The organism is Draconibacterium mangrovi (genome assembly GCF_010586825.1).
Lineage (GTDB): Bacteria > Bacteroidota > Bacteroidia > Bacteroidales > Prolixibacteraceae > Draconibacterium > Draconibacterium mangrovi.
Genome location: NZ_JAAAGB010000006.1, coordinates 97,228 through 118,084 on the forward strand (window position 1 = coordinate 97,228; position 20,857 = coordinate 118,084).

The window sequence follows — 20,857 nt, forward strand, 5'->3', positions numbered from 1 at the left end:
TGGAAGAAAGGTACTCCTTGTTCTAGTAAGTCTAATTTTATATGCTCAGTTTTCGTTCTATTATTCGATCGCACTGATAATAAGTATTGGAGTCACATATATTTTCGGCCGTTTAATTGCTCGGTCTGATTGTAAGAAAATACTTATTGGAGGGATTATTTCTAACGTTCTAATTTTAATTGTTTTTAAGTATAGTGAAGAGATTGGTATTAATAATAAGTTTTTGGCATATCCAGTAGGTTTATCATTCTATGTGTTCCAATCCATCAGTTATCTTGTTGATATTTACAGAAAAGATTACCAAGGGAAAAATGATCTTATCAGTGTCAGTTTATATATTAGTTTTTTCCCAAAACTTCTTGCTGGGCCAATTGAGAAGGTGTCAGAATTCCTTCCACAGTTTAATATTAAACAGTCTTTCAATTTTGAGTCCTTCTTCACTGGAATCAAGACAATATTGTTCGGCCTGTTCTGTAAATTTGTTTTGGCTGATGGCTTAGGTTTATCTGTAGATGAATCTTTACGAAATATACAAGCCCTTCACGGAGCTCAAATTTTCATCATCTCTGTATTGTATTCATTTCAAATATATTTTGATTTTTTTGGGTATTCAATTTTAGCAATTGGGACAGCAAAACTTTTTAATATACGTCTATCAGAGAATTTTGACCGGCCATATCTAAGTCTAAGTTTAAAGGATTTTTGGAGAAGATGGAATATAACTTTATTTCAGTGGTTGCGACATTACCTATATATTCCATTGGGCGGGAATAGAGTTGAGAAAAAAAGACAATACGTTAATATTTTAATAGTCTTTATTATAAGTGGGCTATGGCACGGTCCAACCCTGAACTTCATTTTATGGGGGGGGCTTCATGGTGTTTTATTTATTTTTGAGGACAAGTTATTTACGTCTAGAAAGAATATTTTTTCTAAAAGATTCATAGTTCAGTTCATCCATTTAGTTTTTATGTATGTTTCTATTTCGTTATTGTGGTTAGTTTTTAGAATTAATGAATTTGGAGTATTAGAACATGTCTTTTTAAAGTTGACTGATTTTAGTAATTGGTTTATATTTTCAGACTCCCTAAAGATTAATTATTATAACATTTCGTTAGTTCTTCTGACTTTTGTATTACAGGGATTTAAATTGTTTAAGAAATATACCTATCAAAGTGAAAATACAGTTCCATATATTATTAGGGAAGTGGTCTCAATAAACGCCTTGATTTTTCTGATTTTGACAAGCAGTGCTGGAGGAGCAGGTTTTATTTATTTTAATTTTTAGTTTTTGAAGGTGTCACTAGTTGTAAATTTTCTACCTTTCTTTTCAATTCGCCTAGATGATAGTAGCAAAACTTTTCGTTTGGAGCTCTTGATCTTGTACAGCGATAACCATTGGGCTCGATATACTCACATTGATTAAGTCGAAATTCCCACTGCCATTTATTAATATCGATTTTCGATTCAATAGAATCTTCGATAATATCTGGGATCAATGGGAAAAAATCAAGGTTTGTTAGTCTCTCAATACTATCAATCGAGACTGCAAATTCGTATAGCTCTTTGTCAGATCCTTCATTTGGAATAACGAAACCTATTGCATCATAATTAGGGGGAACATGGTCAAGTACGATTTTATAAAAATATTTAGGAATTGATATATTGTTAAATCCAAGTTTACTTAAATTCGGCTGAAGAATGGGACCGGTAACAACTAGTAATTTCTGATTAGATTCTGACCACCTTCTGACTAGGTCTTCAAGCCTTACCCAAATACCTCGGTTGAAAGAGGGGTCCTGAGGACTTATATTACTATATAAGAAAGACTCATGCATTGAGTTCCAGGACCAACACATATCTCCTGCTGGAGCCAAGTGACCTCTATCCCATCCTGAACCTTTATAATCGATATTTAATGCAACTTTACCGGCTAATTCATCATCCGGTCGAAATGCATTATTTCTCTTGAAGCTGCGAACCAATTCGGAGCTAGTTAATTCATAGGCTACCCAATTGGCCTGTTTGTATTCAAGATTGTAAGATAATGTATAAGCGAATCTATAAAGTATGATGTTCTTATCGGAATTTTCAATCTTTGGAATTTCTATATTTGGGATTGAATCTAATGGCAATTCATCAAATCGGTTTATATTACCTTCTAATTTTTTAATATTAGGGGATGAAAGAATTAATTCTGAATTATTTTGAGCATCGGTGTTGTTAAAAACAAAACAGAAGAACCCTACAAAAAGGTATGTTAAGATTAATGATTGGTGACTTTTCATAACCTTAAAATTAATAAAAGTTACTTAATTTAGATTATGGTTTTATTGGGTATATCTGCATATTATCATGATTCAGCAGCTGCATTAATTCAAGATGGAAAAATAATTGCAGCTGTTCAAGAGGAACGTTTTTCAAGAAAAAAGAATGATAACTCTTTCCCTATAAATTCTTGTATTTATTGTTTGGAGCAAGCTAAACTCAAATTGTCGGATGTAGATAAAATAGTCTTTTACGAGAAGCCTTTTTTGAAGTTTGAAAGGATAATGGATACACATTTAAATAATGTTCCAAATGGATTAATTTCATTCGTTTCTTCAATTCCTGATTGGATTTCAAAAAAAATCTATTTCAAAAGATTGTTGTTTAAAGAGCTAAAGTTAATTGATGTATCAATCACGAAGGAAATAAAAGAAAGATTTCAATTTGTTGAACATCATCTTTCGCACGCAGCAGCAGTGTTCTTTACTTCCAATTATCTGGAATCTGCTATACTTACTATTGATGGAGTAGGAGAACATGCCACAACGTCAATATTTAAAGGAGAAGGGAATAATATTGAACTTATTAAAGAAATTCACTTTCCTGATTCAATTGGACTTTTATATAGTGCATTTACTTATTTTCTTGGATTTAAGGTGAATTCAGGAGAGTATAAATTAATGGGCTTAGCACCTTATGGTGATCCAAAGAACCCTGAGACTTCAAAATACATTGATCTTATCAGGAATAAATTGGTTAGGATCAATCAAGATGGATCCGTAAAATTAAATATGAAATATTTTGGTTTTACGAGAAGGATGAAAATGATTGAAGTTAGGAAGTGGGAAAAATTATTTGAATTAAAAAAACGAGAACCCGAATCTAAAATTCTGCAAAAACACTGTAATCTAGCTTGGGCAATACAAAATATTACCGAGGATATTATTTATTTACTAGCGGTCACCGCCCAAAAAGTAACTAATTCAGAAAACTTATGCATAGCAGGAGGTGTGGCTTTGAATTGCGTGGCAAATGGCAAATTGTTAGAGAAATTAAAAACAAATAATATCTATATACAACCAGCGAGCGGTGATGCTGGAGGTGCTTTAGGGGCCATTCTTGCAAGTTACTTCATTGGTACGGGAAATGAACGAAATATAAATATGAAATTCGATCCATTTTTGGGGCCATCCTATTTTAATGTAAAACCGGAAAGTCTTCTAAAAGGTAACAATTCAATTAATTACACTTCATATGCTAATGAAAAGGAATTAGTAGATAGGATTAGCGATCTGATTTTGGAAGGTAAGATTGTTGGATGGTTTCAGGGTAGAATGGAATATGGCCCAAGGGCATTAGGAAACAGAAGTATTCTTGCAGATGCACGACATCAAAAAATTCATAGTTTTATAAATGAAAAAATAAAAAAGAGAGAGAATTTCAGACCTTTTGCTCCATCTGTTTTGGAAGAGGATGTTTCCTCTATTTTTAATTTTGAAACAGTTTCTCCATACATGTTATTCACAGGGACTGTTCGAGAGGGGTATAGGAAAAAGATATCAGGCAATAATTATGATCTTCCAATTTTAGAAAGATTCGAAATTGAGAGATCTAGTTTTCCTGCAATCACGCATGTGGATTATTCTTCAAGAATTCAAACGGTTGATGCAAATTTGAATCCATTGTATTATAAATTGCTATCGAAAATAAAGGAGAAGACTGGATTTGGAATTGTTCTCAATACTAGTCTTAATATAAGAGGAGAGCCGATGGTTTGTTCACCGTTTGAGGCTATAAGTTGTTTTAAGAATACACACATGGATTATCTCGTTATTAACGATTATTTATTTGAAAGATCATGAGTGAATTAAGGGATTTAATGATATTTATTATAAAAAGAAAAAAGTGGTGGTTATTACCATTCACCGTTTTGCTACTAATAATAGGTTTATTTATCATTTTTGGATCTAGTTCCGTAGCTCCATTTATTTATTCGTTATTTTGATATGAAATCTCTTAAACATATTGTTGAGGTTTTTCCAATTCTAGTTGCTTTAATACTCATTTCGTATTTGTCAAAGGCAGGTGGTGTCGTTGGACTATGTATTATATTGGCAGTTGTATTAGTTTTTCCAAATCCAGTTTCAATACAAGTACTGAAATGGAAGGATAAAACAATTCAAGTAATCAACAAAGCTTTAATATATGTCTTACTAGGTATATCATACTTCTGTTTGTTATGGCCTATTGCAATATTGAAGAAGCTTTTAAATAAGAAGGAACAACGGACCAGATCAACATTTGTTGACCGGTGTTATACCTTTACGCAAAAAGACTTCGACAATTTATGGTAGACTCAATGTTCAATTGACAAAATAATTTCATATGAATCATTAGACCATATTAGTAGAAATTGTAAATCTGTCGTTCGCAGATCGAAATTTAGTGTCTTCTAAGATTCTATGTATTGGAAAGAGCGAATAACCATTTTTACATGTGAAGATAAATTATATTCCTTTGAGAAAATACTCTATAATGTTTCTCTTGTATCATCGAATTAAGCTAAAGCCAGCCATATATGATTGGTTATGAACTATTTTTATCTTTTTTATATAACTCTCTAATTTTTTCTCTTGCAAACCTATCTAGATCAACAGAGGTATGACCAGATTTATTATAAAAATCACTTATGTCAAAATATATTATTTTTTCATCTCCTTTGTCGTTAATAATTGTCAAATTGTCAAAGTATAACGACTGATTTTTATTTATGTCAATCTTTGATAATCCTTGGCTGGTTATGTTGTATCTCGGATAATGTCTTTTTATCCAGCTGTATTCCGCATTTAATCCTATACTATGTGTAATTGCATTTATTTTTACAATGTCAAAGTATGTACTTTTTGTTTTATACTCACAAGTAATTGTTTCACCATCATGCTTAATCACGAAATCGTTAGTCTTTTTACTTAATATCGTTTTAGTGAATTTGGAAATTTGTAAGATGCCATCCCAAAATGAAGGAATAAATGCAATTAATAGTGCGATAATTACTATGATTGCTATAATCCAATAGTCTAACAGAAAAGTGATTATTTTGTCATATTTTGTGCTATCGTTCATCTGGTCAGCTGTTTAGATTGATTATGATAGATGGTACAGGTTATCGAGGCAAATTTCGGAGAGCGTTCCTATCCGAAGGACGAGGAACTGTGTAACAAGAATCCATAGTTGGCATGCCACCGTAATCCTTCCCTATAAAATGTATTTCGTCGACGGTAGTGTTTTATTTAAGAACTTTTTCAAGATCATTTTTCCATTTTTCAAATCCATTTTCGTTCGTTGAATAGTCATGATATATTCGGTCAAAATTGTCATTACTTAATTTTATATAATCAGTCTTGCCATTTAAAATTAGATTATTTATTATTAGCTCAACTTCTCGAAACGTATGTTTTAAAAATTCTATTTCTTTCGGTGAATGCCAAACATAAGTGGCCTCTTGTGTATCTAATGTTTCCCAAATCAAATGATAGTAATTTTGTCCTTGAATAAGAAAAAGGAAAGAAAAAGGCCTATGAATAAACCTTAACTTCATTTTGTTATGAGCATGCTTCTTGGACAAATAACTTAAATGATTATAGTGTTTAGAATTTGATATTAAAACCATGTCTTCAACAAGCTTCACTTCATTTTCATGAAAAGTGTCAGGCTTGTAATTTTCGTCTACATAGTTTTCGAAATATTCCTCCATTGTATATAATGCCTTATCTGTATCGATAGGTTTTTTTCTATTTTTTGCGGACCTAAGTATCTCTAATTTTACATCATCAATAATTTGCTCATTTATCTTTTGAATCTCTATTGAATTTGCCATTTTAGAAACGATTCTACTATCAACAATTTCAATTTTTACAGAAACTTGTATTTTTTTAGTTCTTAGCACGTTAGAGAAGTAGGTTTTGACAGCTTCAAATTCCTCACGAATATGATGATTTGAAATAGTCAATTCAATTGGCTCTAGATATTCTGTAAACTTTTTTTTGAAAAAAATTTCTCCCGTCCCAAAAAGTAATTTTTTAATTGGGACAAAGAATTTTTCAATTATTTGTATTCTTTCGGGTTCATAATGTTTTGAAGGAGGGTTGGTGTGATGTTTTATAAATTCAGGCCGTGTGGAGTCATAAGATTTATGTCTTAAAGACCTTGAACTTCTTCCTCTAATAGTGTTTAATAATCCACCGGTGTTAATACCATTAAAAGATATTCTTTCAATCTTGGACAGTTGTTCAGATACTCTTGTTTGATAGAGGTTAAATTGACTTTCTCCAATGTTATACTCTAGTATGTCGACGAATAATTTATTTTCGTTAGGTCTATAGTTTAATACTTTAATTACCCAAAAGGCAGGTTCCTCGAATGTTCTCTCTTTTGGAAAACCTTCCAATTGACTTAATGACAATGGGTGTCCATCAACTAAGTATGCTTTGTCGAATCGAAATTTTATTTTTAGTTCATTTCCTATCATTTTACTTACATTAATTTATTGGACTTCAATATTACCACCAACGTATAAGTGTAATGCAATGTGTAATACATACCATTAAATGTTAGCTATTAATTTGTTGTTATTCAGATTTATATCGTCATGCAAACGATAGGGTGGGCTTTTGATATTTGCAAGAGTTTTTTTGAAAAGGGGATAAATCTCTGTTGTTATGGTCGTTTCATGCCCCAAAAGATTCTGGATATAATTAAATCTTACACCATGTAAAGGCTGTCCGTAGTGGTGTTCGTTTGGAAGCAATATTTGAGGCTTAATAGTCACATCATTAAGGTTTTCCGAAATATACGAATAACAGATTAATTAACAATATATTTTTTCTCAACTAACGTTGCTTGAAGGATGAAATTCAATGAGATTACTGGCGGGATTGACCCATTGCGGAACAAATCAATTCTATTTCATAATTTGCGATGATTGATCATTGAAAAATTAATTGTGACACCCGGAGATTAGTATACTCCATAATACCCAATTTCTCCTCTCAAAATAGGTGCTATTCAGAGCTGTTTTCCCGTATATAATACAACTTCAGTTTTGGATAAAAACTATTAGACTTATTAATGCCCGTTTTTGAGGAATTTTAACACAAAACAACGCTAATTTGACTTAATCTGAATCAAAATGGCCATTTTGTAACACAGGTATAATCACTACAATTATATGTCATCATCAACAGTTGCTTCCGGATTGATGGATTGCATTATAAACTCTTCTACCTTATCCTGGGATATTTTATAAGGTTTGAGTATTTGATTGATCCTTTTAATGTCTTTTTCCAATTTGTCCTGAGCCCACGAAACTTCTGCTTTTAGTTTATTAAAAGTAATCTCTTCCACCGTGTAACGGTCCGCTAACCGGAGTATGTCGGTAACGTCATAGTTAACGGGTAAGTTGATGCTTCTTAGGATTCTGTCATTTTTGAAGAAACAGGTTTCTACCATCGTGGTTATATCATTTACAATCATGTATTCATTGCCTACCTCAACCTTTGTTATTTTTAACGGCCGGTCGTTTACCAGGTGTTTGAAATATTTGTAGGAGACGTTTATTCGTGCCGGACCTTTTGCTTCACACTCGATACTTTCCTTAATTCCGGCAACAACAAATTCCACTTTCTTTGTCTTGATGGTTATCTCACAGTAGGGATATTGGTTTTTTCGTTTTGCATCAAAGGCATTATTCAGTATTCTGAAAACACGTCTTAAATCTTTTGTTGGTGCTTTGAATCTTGCTTTTACAGGCCCTTGCTTTGTGAAATCTGACATCGAATGCAGTTTTATGGATTAGTGATGTTTAAAGTTATGAGTTTGCTGAAAGAATGAGTACCGGTTATAACAAGAGTTATTAAGAAAAAATTTGTGTCGCGCGGATTGCTATATACCCCATGTAAATAATTGTTTGGTCTCAAATGGGAAGCATCCCCCCCACCTTTGCCTGTGAAAAAACACACTTGACCTTCATTTTTTTTCAAATCGAGATCTTTCTAAACCATTAAATCTCCCAATCTTAAATTATTAATTATGAAAGAATATTCTAAGCACTTTGTAGGAAAGGGCACACAGGTACCTAACCTACCTATCATTAAAGCTACAGTGAAGGTAACAGAGTTTATGAAACACGTTCATGTTTTTGAAGGTGACTTGTACTGCACTTTTGAAGTTGCAAAGCTCCAGGAACCTGACAAGTTCGGAAGGGACCATACAGTCTACTGTACAACCCTGGAGGAAGTGCCGGAAGACAACACCAAAAAGACCGTGAAAAAACCTGCGAAGAAGTAGGTACAGGCTGTTATTTTACTGAAGACAATTTCCATAGTGCGGGGATTGTCTTTTTTATTTTCAGTAGGTACACGTTGCTGATTAATCATCGGCAAATATATTGATCGCATCCCTGGAATGCACAAGGCTATACAAGCTCCTGAGAGGCTTTCTGAGGTGGTTACGGCCTTGTGCTTATCCAGAAGCTCAATGGGGCGGTGCCTACAATTAATTAGCTCGCCAATGCTTTAATCAGTCCCTTGGCAAGGGCAAAATCTATGAATCTATTTGAACAAAACATTGCTGAGGTTACTATCAGCTATTCACATCGCGTTATGCCGTCTAAACAGATACGCGTTACCGGCTCGAAGTCCGTTTATGATTACGTTTACCCCGTATGGCCCGATCTGGATTATCGCGAAAGGTTCGCAGTTTTACTACTTTCTCGAAGCTTGAAGATACTGGGACTCTCCTGGATCTCGACCGGTGGAGTTTCCGGGACCGTGGTTGACGCTAAGTTGATATTTCAGTTAGTATTAAAGGCCAACGCTTCCTCAATTATCTTGCTCCACAACCATCCTTCAGGAGAACTTCGTACCAGTGAAGCAGATCGTAGCATCACCAGGAAGATCAAGGAAGGTGCAAAGCTATTAGACGTAGAGGTTCCTGATCACATCATTATGACTTCGGAAGGTTACTATTCCTTCGCTGATGAAGGTGAGTTATAATCTTGTAAAACCCATCCGTTGCCGGAGGTTGAACGATCCGGTTCGATTATTCGTAAACGGATGGGGCTTCTTAACCTGCTGTGTGATGATTTCGATGGACTACTCAACGGTAAATGTGAAATACACTGATCTGGGTAAGAAAAGAAAGCCCATGGCTAGATGGGCAATAAAAATTAAAATAAGGGATCACAGTGTATGTTAGATTTGTGGATCGCATGAAGATCTGGATGCCCATCATATTATGCCGAAAAGTCGTTACCCTCATTGGAAATATAATGTTGACAATGGAATCACACTCTGTAATCAGTGCCATGAAAAAGCTGATAAAGGTTTGTTCGCATTGAGTTTCCTTCTTGGTATCACTTCCTAAGACTTCTAACGAGGATAAGTGCTTCCTCCTGACATATTCGGTAGTCAAACCATTAAAGCTTCCAAAACACTTAAATCTATCATCATGAAATCTTACAGTAATAACCACATCAAAGAAGAAAATCTACTAACTAACATCTGGGATGCTTTCGTTGATCATATTGATTCAATTTACTTTCCTGGTGCATCTGAATTACTTGATAAAAAGACGTTGAGTTTTGAATTTGAATCGTTCGTAACTTACTATCCAAATAATCGGTAGCCACAATAAGTTTCCCTACGGATTATTTTGTTGCTCCCGATTCCCAATTATTTCATAGCCTCGGATATTTCCGCCTTTATAAGTTTGCACCTTAAAGAATTGACTTAGATCAGAGGCTTTTGCTTTTCTACTTATATTGTTATTGTCATAAACATCCTGCAGTGTTTCTTTAATGAAGGTATTAGTATATCTATTATTTATTTTAAACTGTTTTTGCACCTCTGTTATTATTGCCTGAGTCATAATACTCTTGTACTCCGCAATTTTATTTATAGCGTATCTATGATTGGAAAAGGTTTTTCCAAGATAATACTTACAAGTTTTAATCGTATCAACAAACTCCGTGTATATCTCATATTCTCCAAAGTTCCCATTTTCGCGAAAATACTTCTCAATACTTTCATAACTCGGAGCTTCAATTATTGCTTCCTTTCCAATGTTCATGTTACCCTGAAATTCAGCTATGATATTAACGCCTTTTTCATATATCTTTCTTGTTTCAAGAATAAATTCCAAATCTGACTGATATAGATTTTCATTGAATGTAAAATAACCGGTTGATTCGTCATGCAATGTGTATTCTTTAAAATCCTTATTTTGGACAATGAAATCATCAAAAATGGATTTATCCACTTTTCCCATTGTGGCATCAAAATGATATTTTAGCGCTCCTTCTACTTTGACTTTAATTTCTGCGGCCTTTGCCAATAGTTCTTCTTCAGTTATATTAAATGATGACTGATTATAAATAAATATAAATCTTCCATAGTTAGGATTGTTCTTATTCCTTTGACGTGATATAGCTTGCTTTAAATCTGTACTGAAATCGATCATCGTGAAATTTTTTCTGATTTCGGAGATTACAATATTAACTGCATTATCGTCATACAAGTCTATTCCTTTAAATCCGGTTCCCGTGACGAATGTGTATTTGGGTAAATTGCCATAGTCCTTCAGCCTTTTGAATCCCTGCATATAACTATCGTTCCCTTGATTATTTCCCATTATAACTCTGATATCCTCCTCTGAGATTAATGAATTGTCTGCAACGTGCTTAATAGCCGAGAGCGATTTTACAAAGATTATCGCCTTACTAAATGTCATACCACCTATTGTAACCGAACCATTCTTTTCGATTGGATTTAGAACTTCCTTAATCAAAGCGTTCTTTGGATAAGATCTTTCCATGGAGATAGGACTAATTGTGATGGTGTTCGCCCATTTTATGATTACTTGTTTCAAATTACTTATCCAGTTAGGCAAATACTTTAATTTGATCGGAGTGGCCGATACAAAACTCACTCTTTCCTCAAAGGAATGGGCGATGTTAAATACATTATCAACAACATCAAAAACGTATGCATCGATCTTGCTTTTAGCTTTAAGTCTTGCATAGCGTAACAGTTCCTGAGATTCGTCGATAACAAGTCTACACTCTTTGTATTTGTATAAGATCCATTTGACTTTCCAAAGACCATCGTAAGTCGTTATTATTTTAACGGGATGTCCAAGTTCTATAACTTCAGCTATATACATTTCAATTTCTTTAGTGTTCACGCCGGATTTTATTCCAAGAACGGAGTAATTGCACCTTGCATTAGGATACTGTGATAACTTATTTTCGATTAACTCGATATTGGGGACAGCGATAACCGTATCTAAGTGATTTTCCAACGCAACCGTTGTTAATCCGCATCCAGGAACTGTTTTGTCGATATATCCTAATGGGATCTCCGTCATAGCCTGTGATGCATATTCGACTTTGTAATATAATTCAGTTTTATTCATTTTCTGTAGTCAATCTTTATATATAACCTGATTTCCGGGACACATGTCTTGGGACATTTTTTTTCTGTTTTATATAGGAGTTTTTGACGAAAACTGCCCTGAGACTTCGATGTTTTAGGAATATATCCCTCCAACCTGAAGTTCAGGAGCAGTTTAAGACATAACCATATGTAACCAAAAATGCATGCAGGAATGGATTTCTTTGTTGAAATGATTTAATAAGGAAGTAGTTATACGTCTATTTATGTGCTTATTCAGATTTTATACTCCCTACTTCGGGCTGTCTTGTGCTTCCTCTTTCATTACGATTTCGCCGTCGTAATACACAGATATTTTTTTCTTATCCCGTAGAAATATTAGATGGTCATCTTGTTCAAAATCCGGAATTTCTTCCAATAATCCATTCAGAACGCGAGGAGAAAAGAATTTATCGTGCCATAATAGGAACTTTCTTACTGTTTGGGTTTCCTTTTTATTTAGAAGATCTAAAACTAAGTTTTTTATTTCTTGAAAGTTGAAATGCGTAAGGTGGTATTCGTCAGTCATTACCCACATGTATTCCCCAGGGATTACTATCTTGCGCATACCCATGTGGGATAGCTCATTAATTAACATAACTTCGTTCCATAAAACTTCACCATCTTCTGTAAGGTAGCAGATATTTTCCGGTGATTGTCCTTTGTGGGTAAGCATGTTTTCTCTTTCCATGTTTCAATATTTAGTTTATAATTCCATTTTTATGTATAAATCTTTACAAGGACCCAACTACTTCACCGTGTTTCGCACTCATGGTAGTTGCAAGTATTTTGAAAAAATTAAAATTAGTTTTTATCATTGCAACTCAAATTCCCATTCTCTTTATACGAGCGGCAAAAGTATAATTAAACAACAAATATTCAAAGGGAGTAAATTGGCTAATAAGCTGAATATCAATTTCGTATAATAACTTTAATGAGCTTATCGAATCGTTTAACTGATTGATATTAGAGGGTTTATGTTTTAGTCAATAATGGACATATGATCAAAAAATAGAATATTATTTAACAAATATTAACATTTCAGCAAAAGGGGTGCCAGCATTCCGTCCGCATTATTTGGGAAAATAAATTAGAACCGGATATCAATCACTGAGGAGTTTTCTAGACAATGAAAATGGTTCAAACAGCATGTGGTACTATTAGGTTGGCGTTGAATAAAATTTAAATAGAAAAAGGAGGATGAAGCTATTCGCCACCCTCTTTTGATTCAGTTTCTTTCATCAATGCTAGAAAGTAATCCTGTAACGCAAACCAACTTTTTACCATTTCATATCTTTCTTTGTCAGTACGTTTTAGATACATGGATGAAATCAGATACTGACCAAATACAAGGTCAATATTTTCTTTTATCACTTCAGGACTTTCGTACGATATTATTTCATTTTCTCTGTCATTTAATTTGCTCATAGGTCATAAAGTAGGATTCGTTTATTAATTATAATACTTCATTATTTTGTGTAATCAGGGATTTAAGTAATCTATGTTTTAACGGTGTTTCTCCTAAGAAAATCATCACGCTGTTGTTTGGTGTACCAGATTTTATCTCCGGCTTTTACATATTCGATCAGACCATTCGCTCGCCAGCTCGCCAGTGTTCTTTTGGAAATGTTCCAGTTTTTGATCATGTCACTGTTGTCCCATAGAGCCTCGTTAAAGCTGTTTTTAAGTTCATCTATTTCTGATCGTAATAATGTAATTTGGCTCAGGAGGTCTTGTATCTCGTTGTTGTAATTCATTATTAATTTAATCTGTTTGCCATTAGCGCCTCAATGACTTCATCTTTGTTATAAACCCAGGTGGTACCCATCTTATATGCCGGTATGATTCCTTTAATTCTCCAGTTTTGTAGGGTACTATCAGAGATATTAAACATATCTCTAACATCTTTGCTTCTCAGGTATTTTGATACACCATAATTTTCACATTCTTCAATCACTTTCATTATTTCAATTTTTAGGTATTATACGATTGTTTGTTAAGGTCTTTTTTATTCTCAGTAGTTATAATATTTAAGTTTTGAAGGACCACAGCATGGGATATGTTGCGGTCCGTAAATTTCTGAATTAGACTATACTTTTTTTAGATTGTACCTCTAATTCCTGTCCTGTTTCACCTTTTGAGGCAAGGATTTTTTCAAGTTGTTCCATCTCATTCGAGATTTTAGTGTCAACAACCTTACTATATATTTGTGTTGTCTTTAAACTTTTGTGTCCAAGCATTTTAGAGACAGTTTCAATGGGCACACCGTTTGTCAATGTTACTGTTGTTGCAAACGTATGTCTCCCAATATGCATTGAAATTTTCTTGTCAATCTCACAGAGTTCTGCAATTTCTGAAAGATATAGATTGAGCTTCTGGTTGCTTTTCACCGGAAGTAGTTTGTTCCCCGTTAAACATTGCTCATCGTTGTTGTATTTGTCAATTATCTGCTTTGCAATAGGGAGTAGTCTAAGTTTTACTTGGATTCCGGTTTTCTTACGCTTGTATTCAATCCAGTGTTTTCCATCAATACCAATTGATAAATTGTCTTTTGAAAGTAGTTTGAGATCAGAATAAGATAAACCGGTATAACAAACGAATAGAAAAATATCTTTTACTTCTTCCAGACGTTTAATCCTGAAGTTTTTCTTTTCTATCCTGGCGAGTTCATCTTCAGTCAATACTTCTCGTTTAACTTCTTTTTCCGCTGTTTTGTAGTTAAAAAACGGATCATGCTCAATGTAGTCCTGTTCCATGGCAAAATGTATTACTCTTTTTAATTGTTTTAAGTATTTCATTGTTGTATTGTGTGAATAATTATATTTCGTTCGTAAAAAGATTTCATATCTCCGGATGAAGTCGTGATTTAGTTTATCTAGTCTAATATCTTTCAATCCAAGATCTTCGGAAATAAAGGCTTTTAGCCTTTCAATGGAAATTCCATATCTTTTAATTTGATCAGTGCCGTATTTTGCTCCTTCTTCCAGTTTTATCAGCTGATTATTTTTCTCAAATACCTTAATGAGAGTATGATTCTTGTCGAATTTGCCTGTTACCATGTCGCGCAAGATTGAAGCGGAAACTTCATCTTGATTGTCAAGTAATTTATTAAAGGCTCGTTTTATCGTGTTATCCCAAGTGTCTAGGTAGTCATTAAGCGTACGAGCAGTTTCCGAACGGCCTATTACTCGTTGCATTTTGCTGTTCCATTTCTGTGGATCAATCTTCCTTCCAATAGATAATTCTGCACGTTCACCATTTAAATTTATCCTGACATAAATATTCGCCTCAGAGCTATTAGGAGTTCTGGCCCCTCTTAAAAAGAAAAGTGTAGTAAGATTTTTTTTCATAGTGTTTACTGTTGTTATATATAATATACTCAAAAAATGTGAATTTTACAAGTGCAAAATGATGTATTAAGATGCAATATAACAGTCAGTTACAGTGATTTTGGTGGGCATTTTTTTAGTGTCTAAAATGCTCACCGATTGCACACCAGAAAAAGACGAAAAAATGTGAATTTTGGGGTTTTTATTACCCAGTGATATGCTTGATAAAACGCAAAAATGCCCGCTATCCATTGATAACAGGCATTTTTATGAATTTTACTTCCTATTGAAGTGGGCCCACCTGGGCTTGAACCAGGGACCACCTGATTATGAGTCAGGTGCTCTAACCAACTGAGCTATAGGCCCGGAGTGAAAATGTACTATTACATACGATTTTCGGGGTGCAAGTTTACGAATTTGCACGAATATACGCAAGCATTTCTTGAAAATTAGACAAACAAAAAGGTGCCCGCTCTTGCAGGCACCTTTCGCTTATCTTCTAAAACTGAAATTATGCAGGCATATCAGGTAAGCTCCAAGGCTTACGGTAAGTATGCTTGATTAATTCAGCTGCAAATTCTTTTGCAGGAACAGGATCAGTCCATGTTTTCGTGAACGATGGGTGACCATCATGAATTTCGAAACCATCTTTGATAACAACTTTGATTTCTTCACTGTCGGTAAGGTTGGTGAATTGCATGTTTTCGCCATCCCAATCCAGTTCTTTATTCAGTCCTTGTAAACGAACACCAAGAACACCCATAACCACCATTTCGTTGAATGGTCCTGCTTCTTTAAAGTCAGATGCAGTTGGAACACGGTTCTCAGCACTTTCTTTACATGCGCGTACCCAATCCATTTCGTGACTGGTTTCTACACGACGACGGAACTTCGGAGCATTTGGCTCGCGACCCGATAATAACCATGGGTTTACGCCGTAACATCCGCAAATCAGTTTGTCTTTTGTTCCGTGGAAAATTACACCACCACCCTGGTCGTTAGGATTTTTACCATCTGGCCATCCTTCAGGTAGCATTGGCTTAATACCACCGTCGTACCAGTGTACATCAACTTGAGGAAGTGTGTTTTTCTTCAAGCCTTTCCATGGTTTATCAGTATTTGCCTGACGCGCAGGGTAAGTCAATTTTACTGATTGAGCAGTAGGAGCACAGTCTTGTAACAACAATGTTGAGTTTCCTTGAGTATGAATAGGATAGCCTAAATCAAGCCCAACGAATACCGGGTGCAGAATATGGCAAGCCATATCGCCAAGAGCACCAGTACCATAATCCCACCAGCCGCGCCAGTTCCATGGGTGGTAAACCTGGTTGTAAGGACGCATTTTTGCAGGACCGGTAAACAAATCCCAATCCAAAGTATCTGGAACCCAATCGCCTCTTTCAGGAGTATTTAATCCCTGAGGCCAGATAGGACGGTCGGTAAATGCTTCAACTTTTGTTACTTCACCAATTTCGCCGTTAGCTAACCATTCCGAAGTAAGGTTTACACCTTCGCCCGAAGATCCCTGGTTACCCATCGATGTGGCCACTTTGTACTTGTCGGCCAGTTTGGTAAGTAAACGCGATTCGTAAACGGTGTGAGTTAATGGTTTTTGCACATAAACGTGCTTACCCAAAGTAATGGCATGCGCTGCAATAATGGCGTGCGTATGATCGGCAGTAGCTACTACTACACCATCAATGCTGTCGGCCATTTCGTCGTACATTTTACGCCAGTCTTTGTACTTTTTGGCACCCGAGTAATTCTCGAATACAGGTGCTGCGTACTTCCAGTCAACGTCGCAAAGTGCAACGATATTTTCCGACTGAAGATTTCTGAGGTTTGAATTTCCCATTCCTCCGATACCCACTGCAGCAATGTTTAATTTGTCACTTGGTGCTTTATGACCAAGGCCTGCTACTGCGTGGCGCGGAACAATTGTAAATCCTGCAGCCGCTGCTGCTGTTGTACCAAGAAATGCTCTTCTCGATACAGATGTCATTTTTGATTTTTCCTCCATAACAATATTAGTTTTAATCGGATAGGTATTAAATATTCTTGAAAATTATTCAAAAAACGGTTAAATATAGTGATAGTTAAGTGCTTTTCAATAAAGAATGTTGAGAAACAAGCAGAAAAATGAAAATAAAACGGCTCTCAACGAAGTGGTGTTTTTAATTACCGGAAGTGAACAATCTTCAACATCAAGGGGTTACTGTTTTTTATATAGCTTTTGTCTATTTCGCTTAAAAAAAATCAATTTGACACGCGCTGTATTTCAATCTACATTTGCATGTAATCTTTAAAAAATAAAAAACGAAAAAATCATGAAATCAGTAGGAGATAAATTTCCAAAGTTTAAAAAAACTGCGGTATTAGCAGACAACCAGTTCGGAGAAGTAACATCTGAAGATCATAAAAAAGCAGGCAAGTGGATGGTAATCTACTTTTACCCAAAAGACTTTACTTTTGTGTGCCCTACCGAAATAGTGGAGTTTAACAACAATCACGCAAAATTTGAAGAGTTAAATGCTGAGTTATATGGTGTATCAACCGATACTGCCGAGGTTCACCTGGCATGGAAATCGAACGACCCGCGTTTGGCCAATCTTACCTACCCATTAATTGAAGATACTTCGAAGTCATTGTCTAAAAAATTGGGTATCTTACAACCTGGAAGCGTTGCTTACCGTGCTACTTTTATTGTTGATCCTGAAGGAAAAATCCAATGGGTGAACTGTAACAACGATGCAACCGGCCGTAACGTTGCCGAGGTATTAAGAGCTTTGGAAGCTACTCAAAATCCTGGTTTAACCGGATGTAACTGGCAGCCAGGCGAAGAAACATTGAATTCATTAACATTAAACTAAAGAATTATGTCAGTAAGAAAGGTAAACTCAGTTTGGAACGGAACTCTTAAGGAGGGAAAAGGAAATATGAACATCACCGGTTATAGCGGGCCGTTTACTTTTGCATCGCGTTTTGAAGATGGAAAAGGAACTAACCCTGAAGAACTGGTAGGTGCAGCACACTCAGGATGCTACTCAATGTTTTTAGCAGCTTTAATTAGTGGCGAAGGATTAACTCCTGAAAGCGTTGAAACAGAAGCAGCCGTTACATTGGGTCAGGTAGATGGCGGACCTGCTATTACCAACATCAAATTAACCAATGTAACAAAATGCGAAGGTTTGTCGCAAGAGAAATTTGCCGAGCTTTCAGCAGCTGCTAAAGCAAAATGCCCGATTTCGCGTTTGTATGCCGGCGGTACTGCCGAAATTGAATTAGACGCAAAATTGGTTTAAAAGAGAAAGTCATAATTGCATATGAAGAAGGAGTCAGTGATGGCTCCTTTTTTTATGGAAATTATCGAGCAGACAGCATTTCATTACCCATCCTATTATCCTTCCCTGCAAGCAAGGAAGGACGATTGGTCGGTCGATTTTTGAGTGTTCAGATCAATTAATGAGCTAATTGTTGTTTGAAATGGAGGCTGATCGTCTCTCCATTTTAGAAGGGAGAGACAGGAGAGAGGGTAAAGAGTCTGCAAATTGCACACACAGCCATTTTTCTTCGTCGATATCTACTGATCCATCCAGCGCTTAAAACCCGAAACCTTATCGCGGCTAACGATAACATCTTCGTGCAGCTCGGCAGCCAGTTTTAGTTTCAATCGGGTGGAGGAGTAGCCCACAATTTCGTTAATGCAGTTAATGTTTACCAGGTAATTACGGCTAATTCGGAAGAACTGATCGGGGTCGACCATTTTTTGCAGCTGATCGAGCGAAAAGTCAAGATCGTAGGTTTTGCCTTCCATGGTTTTTATAAAAGTGCTGCGTTCCTGCACAAAAAAGCAACAGATTTTACTCACCTGTATCGACTGAAAACGGTTGCCGATTTTAATAAAGAACCGCGACTTGTAAGTTCTCGACAACTGTTCGATCACTTTAGCCACCTTGTCTTCCAACAGTTGGTGCTGACCATACAATTCCGTGTATTTCTCCATAGCCGAGCGCAAAGCTTCCAGCTCGATGGGTTTTAGCAGGTAGTCAACGCTGTTTACTTTAAAGGCGCGAATGGCGTATTCATCAAAAGCTGTGGTAAAAATTATCGGGGCTTTGATTTCCAGCTCATCAAAAACTTCGAACGAAAGTCCGTCGTCGAGCTGGATGTCCATAAAAACCAAATCGGGAGCAGGATTCTCAGCAAACCAATTCACCGATTCTTCCACCGATTCCAACACCGCAAGCACCTCCACTTCCGGGGCGATGGTGTGTAACTGCTGCATCAGCTTTTCAGCAGCAAAGTGCTCGTCTTCTACAATTACTACCTTCATTTGCTTTGGTTGTTCAGTTTTAATGGCACTTTCACAATAAATTCATCAGCAGTCTCCTGTGTTTCCACTTCGCGGTTAAGAATGAGCTTGCAACGTTCGTTCAGGTTTTTTAATCCGATTTTCGATGAGGCGGCTAGTTGCATCCGTTGGCGCAGGTCGTTGCGCACCACCAGTTTGTCAATTCCTTCAAAATGAATGGTGATGAGCAGCGGCTCTTTCCGTGTGGCAACGTTGTGTTTTATAGCGTTTTCAACCAGCATTTGCAACGACACCGGGATGATCTTCGCGGTTCCTGTTTCTTCAAAATCGATTTTGAGCTCTATTTTTTCGCCGTCGCGAATTTTTTGCAGGTAAAAAAAGTCTTTTACAAATTCCATTTCGGCAGCCAGCGGAACGAGGTCTTTCTCCTGGTTCTCGAGCACGTATCGGTACACGGCCGAAAGTTTATGAATAAATTTATCCGACAATGCGGGATTGGAACTTACCAGCGACGACAGTGTGTTTAAACTGTTGAACAGAAAATGCGGATTCACCTGCGTTTTCAGCGTCTCGTACTGAAAAATAAGCTTCTCTTCCTTTAGTTTCTGCATGCGTTTAACGGTGTCGGCCCATTGCGTGTAGAAAAAGAAGAGGGCACCCACGGCAAAACCAATTCCGGCAGCGGTTAAAAACGATCGCAACTCGGCATGCATAAGGCTGGGAATAAACTCTGAAAATGGTGCTCCGCCCCGCCAAAAGTGCCAGGCGAAAAGTGTAAGGAACAATGCTGAGGCAATAAGCAACACCGTAAAGTAAAAGAGAACCAAACGGATGATGGTTTTCCTTATAGCACCCGGTGTATCGGGATCGACCGACTTGAAAAAACGATTGCCCAGGTACAGGAACAGCTCCAGCTGGATAAAAGTTAGCAGTACCATGTTCCACAAGCCTTGCGACGCAATGCGTTGAAATAGCACCAGGCTAAAAACGATGCTGATGGCAAATGCACCTGCCAGGATAGCCACGTGCTTGAGCACTTGTTTTTTTGTTTGTTTATGTAGTTGAAAGTTTGCCATGGTTTCGGTTTATGAAGATAATAAAAAACTGTTTCTGAAAAACACTTTGTAAGGCAGCCGGTCAATTACGACCGGCCACCTGTAATCTCAATAATCAGATCAAAAGAAAAATTGTTTTCATACGATAAAATAGTTTATTCAATTGGCATCGTATGTAATTCGCATTTGGTATTTAATCATTTGAATTGATGCGAATTCATTAAATGCTCATTTCATGGTTTCGTTTTCGTTGGTTCAAAGATGCAGCAAACACTGTTCTTCCGAAAAAAAGAATTGCTGAGTGGGGGAATTTTGGGTACGAATGGGAAAGAGAAAGTCACTAGTCACTAGACATTAGCCACTAGTTATTCTTTGGTGGTTCCAATGACTGATGACAAGTGACTT

21 protein-coding genes and 1 tRNA gene are annotated in these 20,857 nt (G+C 36.1%); 8 read left to right on the plus strand and 14 right to left on the minus strand.

Going from position 1 to position 20,857, the window contains the following annotated elements:
- The first annotated feature begins 223 nt into the window (after positions 1–223).
- Positions 224–1,288: an MBOAT family O-acyltransferase gene (locus G4420_RS15435; RefSeq protein ID WP_163324846.1), complete on the plus strand. Its 1,065-nt coding sequence runs from the start codon at positions 224–226 to the stop codon at positions 1,286–1,288.
- Here G4420_RS15435 and G4420_RS15440 read toward each other — a convergent pair.
- Positions 1,278–2,288: a DNA/RNA non-specific endonuclease gene (locus G4420_RS15440; RefSeq protein WP_163324847.1), complete on the minus strand. Its 1,011-nt coding sequence runs from the start codon at positions 2,286–2,288 to the stop codon at positions 1,278–1,280. The genes G4420_RS15435 and G4420_RS15440 overlap by 11 nt on opposite strands.
- Before the next feature lie 36 nt (positions 2,289–2,324).
- On the opposite strand from G4420_RS15440, the gene G4420_RS15445 reads away from it, so the two are divergent.
- Positions 2,325–4,130: a carbamoyltransferase family protein gene (locus G4420_RS15445; RefSeq protein ID WP_163324848.1), complete on the plus strand. Its 1,806-nt coding sequence runs from the start codon at positions 2,325–2,327 to the stop codon at positions 4,128–4,130.
- A gap of 17 nt (positions 4,131–4,147) precedes the next feature.
- The gene (locus G4420_RS23600) at positions 4,148–4,273 is read left to right on the plus strand and encodes a DUF5989 family protein (RefSeq protein ID WP_394351209.1); all 126 of its coding nucleotides are present in this window, start codon (positions 4,148–4,150) and stop codon (positions 4,271–4,273) included.
- A gap of 581 nt (positions 4,274–4,854) precedes the next feature.
- Here G4420_RS23600 and G4420_RS15450 read toward each other — a convergent pair.
- The 3 genes from G4420_RS15450 to G4420_RS15460 form a co-directional block, all read right to left on the minus strand.
- Positions 4,855–5,391, minus strand: a complete 537-nt coding sequence (locus G4420_RS15450) for a hypothetical protein (protein ID WP_163324849.1) — start codon at positions 5,389–5,391, stop codon at positions 4,855–4,857.
- Positions 5,392–5,554: 163 nt separating this feature from the next.
- On the minus strand, positions 5,555–6,796 hold the full coding sequence (locus G4420_RS15455) for a hypothetical protein (RefSeq protein WP_163324850.1): 1,242 nt from the start codon (positions 6,794–6,796) through the stop codon (positions 5,555–5,557).
- A 695-nt stretch (positions 6,797–7,491) separates the two neighbouring features.
- Complete coding sequence (locus G4420_RS15460) at positions 7,492–8,100, minus strand: hypothetical protein (RefSeq protein WP_163324851.1); 609 nt, start codon at positions 8,098–8,100, stop codon at positions 7,492–7,494.
- Positions 8,101–8,355: 255 nt separating this feature from the next.
- Between G4420_RS15460 and G4420_RS15465 the strand changes: the two genes are divergently transcribed.
- From G4420_RS15465 to G4420_RS23605, 3 genes are all read left to right on the plus strand, one after another.
- Positions 8,356–8,613 carry a hypothetical protein gene (locus G4420_RS15465; RefSeq protein ID WP_163324852.1) on the plus strand — a complete coding sequence of 86 codons (258 nt, stop codon included), beginning with the start codon at positions 8,356–8,358 and terminating at the stop codon, positions 8,611–8,613.
- Positions 8,614–8,870: 257 nt separating this feature from the next.
- Positions 8,871–9,320: a JAB domain-containing protein gene (locus G4420_RS15470; RefSeq protein WP_163324853.1), complete on the plus strand. Its 450-nt coding sequence runs from the start codon at positions 8,871–8,873 to the stop codon at positions 9,318–9,320.
- A gap of 202 nt (positions 9,321–9,522) precedes the next feature.
- Positions 9,523–9,690, plus strand: coding sequence for an HNH endonuclease (locus G4420_RS23605; RefSeq protein WP_394351210.1), 168 nt, complete (start codon positions 9,523–9,525; stop codon positions 9,688–9,690).
- Between the two features lie 276 nt (positions 9,691–9,966).
- On the opposite strand, the gene G4420_RS15480 is transcribed toward G4420_RS23605, so the two are convergent.
- The 8 genes from G4420_RS15480 to G4420_RS15515 form a co-directional block, all read right to left on the minus strand.
- A complete protein-coding gene (locus G4420_RS15480; RefSeq protein WP_163324855.1) occupies positions 9,967–11,739 on the minus strand; it encodes a hypothetical protein in 1,773 nt (590 codons plus the stop codon).
- A 270-nt stretch (positions 11,740–12,009) separates the two neighbouring features.
- A complete protein-coding gene (locus G4420_RS15485) occupies positions 12,010–12,447 on the minus strand; it encodes a hypothetical protein (RefSeq protein ID WP_163324856.1) in 438 nt (145 codons plus the stop codon).
- Positions 12,448–12,962: 515 nt separating this feature from the next.
- Positions 12,963–13,184, minus strand: a complete 222-nt coding sequence (locus G4420_RS15490) for a hypothetical protein (protein ID WP_163324857.1) — start codon at positions 13,182–13,184, stop codon at positions 12,963–12,965.
- Between the two features lie 71 nt (positions 13,185–13,255).
- Positions 13,256–13,513 (minus strand): hypothetical protein, encoded by a 258-nt coding sequence (locus tag G4420_RS15495; RefSeq protein WP_163324858.1) that lies wholly within the window; start codon positions 13,511–13,513, stop codon positions 13,256–13,258.
- 2 nt (positions 13,514–13,515) lie between these two features.
- Positions 13,516–13,719 (minus strand): helix-turn-helix domain-containing protein, encoded by a 204-nt coding sequence (locus G4420_RS15500; RefSeq protein ID WP_163324859.1) that lies wholly within the window; start codon positions 13,717–13,719, stop codon positions 13,516–13,518.
- A gap of 121 nt (positions 13,720–13,840) precedes the next feature.
- Positions 13,841–15,106 carry a site-specific integrase gene (locus G4420_RS15505; RefSeq protein WP_163324860.1) on the minus strand — a complete coding sequence of 422 codons (1,266 nt, stop codon included), beginning with the start codon at positions 15,104–15,106 and terminating at the stop codon, positions 13,841–13,843.
- Between the two features lie 271 nt (positions 15,107–15,377).
- Positions 15,378–15,451 (minus strand) — tRNA-Ile (locus G4420_RS15510).
- Between the two features lie 145 nt (positions 15,452–15,596).
- Positions 15,597–17,105 carry a Gfo/Idh/MocA family protein gene (locus tag G4420_RS15515; protein ID WP_246241655.1) on the minus strand — a complete coding sequence of 503 codons (1,509 nt, stop codon included), beginning with the start codon at positions 17,103–17,105 and terminating at the stop codon, positions 15,597–15,599.
- 307 nt (positions 17,106–17,412) lie between these two features.
- Here G4420_RS15515 and G4420_RS15520 point away from each other — a divergent pair, with 307 nt between their 5' ends.
- Together G4420_RS15520 and G4420_RS15525 are read left to right on the plus strand one after the other, a co-directional pair.
- Positions 17,413–17,955: a peroxiredoxin gene (locus tag G4420_RS15520; RefSeq protein WP_204273713.1), complete on the plus strand. Its 543-nt coding sequence runs from the start codon at positions 17,413–17,415 to the stop codon at positions 17,953–17,955.
- Positions 17,956–17,961: 6 nt separating this feature from the next.
- The gene (locus G4420_RS15525) at positions 17,962–18,387 is read left to right on the plus strand and encodes an OsmC family peroxiredoxin (RefSeq protein WP_163324861.1); all 426 of its coding nucleotides are present in this window, start codon (positions 17,962–17,964) and stop codon (positions 18,385–18,387) included.
- Positions 18,388–18,665: 278 nt separating this feature from the next.
- On the opposite strand, the gene G4420_RS15530 is transcribed toward G4420_RS15525, so the two are convergent.
- Both G4420_RS15530 and G4420_RS15535 read right to left on the minus strand, forming a co-directional pair.
- Positions 18,666–19,418: a LytR/AlgR family response regulator transcription factor gene (locus G4420_RS15530; protein WP_163324862.1), complete on the minus strand. Its 753-nt coding sequence runs from the start codon at positions 19,416–19,418 to the stop codon at positions 18,666–18,668.
- A complete protein-coding gene (locus G4420_RS15535; RefSeq protein ID WP_163324863.1) occupies positions 19,415–20,473 on the minus strand; it encodes a sensor histidine kinase in 1,059 nt (352 codons plus the stop codon). Before G4420_RS15535 ends, G4420_RS15530 begins: the two co-directional genes overlap by 4 nt.
- Positions 20,474–20,857 lie beyond the last annotated feature (384 nt).

Coding starts and splice junctions, on each gene's coding strand:
- G4420_RS15440 (WP_163324847.1), bottom strand. CDS start 2,288: ATGAAAAGTCACCAATCATTAATCTTAACATACCTTTTTGTAGGGTTC.
- G4420_RS15445 (WP_163324848.1), top strand. CDS start 2,325: ATGGTTTTATTGGGTATATCTGCATATTATCATGATTCAGCAGCTGCA.
- G4420_RS23600 (WP_394351209.1), top strand. CDS start 4,148: ATGATATTTATTATAAAAAGAAAAAAGTGGTGGTTATTACCATTCACC.
- G4420_RS15450 (WP_163324849.1), bottom strand. CDS start 5,391: ATGAACGATAGCACAAAATATGACAAAATAATCACTTTTCTGTTAGAC.
- G4420_RS15455 (WP_163324850.1), bottom strand. CDS start 6,796: ATGATAGGAAATGAACTAAAAATAAAATTTCGATTCGACAAAGCATAC.
- G4420_RS15460 (WP_163324851.1), bottom strand. CDS start 8,100: ATGTCAGATTTCACAAAGCAAGGGCCTGTAAAAGCAAGATTCAAAGCA.
- G4420_RS15465 (WP_163324852.1), top strand. CDS start 8,356: ATGAAAGAATATTCTAAGCACTTTGTAGGAAAGGGCACACAGGTACCT.
- G4420_RS15470 (WP_163324853.1), top strand. CDS start 8,871: ATGAATCTATTTGAACAAAACATTGCTGAGGTTACTATCAGCTATTCA.
- G4420_RS15480 (WP_163324855.1), bottom strand. CDS start 11,739: ATGAATAAAACTGAATTATATTACAAAGTCGAATATGCATCACAGGCT.
- G4420_RS15485 (WP_163324856.1), bottom strand. CDS start 12,447: ATGGAAAGAGAAAACATGCTTACCCACAAAGGACAATCACCGGAAAAT.
- G4420_RS15490 (WP_163324857.1), bottom strand. CDS start 13,184: ATGAGCAAATTAAATGACAGAGAAAATGAAATAATATCGTACGAAAGT.
- G4420_RS15495 (WP_163324858.1), bottom strand. CDS start 13,513: ATGAATTACAACAACGAGATACAAGACCTCCTGAGCCAAATTACATTA.
- G4420_RS15500 (WP_163324859.1), bottom strand. CDS start 13,719: ATGAAAGTGATTGAAGAATGTGAAAATTATGGTGTATCAAAATACCTG.
- G4420_RS15505 (WP_163324860.1), bottom strand. CDS start 15,106: ATGAAAAAAAATCTTACTACACTTTTCTTTTTAAGAGGGGCCAGAACT.
- G4420_RS15515 (WP_246241655.1), bottom strand. CDS start 17,105: ATGGAGGAAAAATCAAAAATGACATCTGTATCGAGAAGAGCATTTCTT.
- G4420_RS15520 (WP_204273713.1), top strand. CDS start 17,413: ATGAAATCAGTAGGAGATAAATTTCCAAAGTTTAAAAAAACTGCGGTA.
- G4420_RS15525 (WP_163324861.1), top strand. CDS start 17,962: ATGTCAGTAAGAAAGGTAAACTCAGTTTGGAACGGAACTCTTAAGGAG.
- G4420_RS15530 (WP_163324862.1), bottom strand. CDS start 19,418: ATGAAGGTAGTAATTGTAGAAGACGAGCACTTTGCTGCTGAAAAGCTG.
- G4420_RS15535 (WP_163324863.1), bottom strand. CDS start 20,473: ATGGCAAACTTTCAACTACATAAACAAACAAAAAAACAAGTGCTCAAG.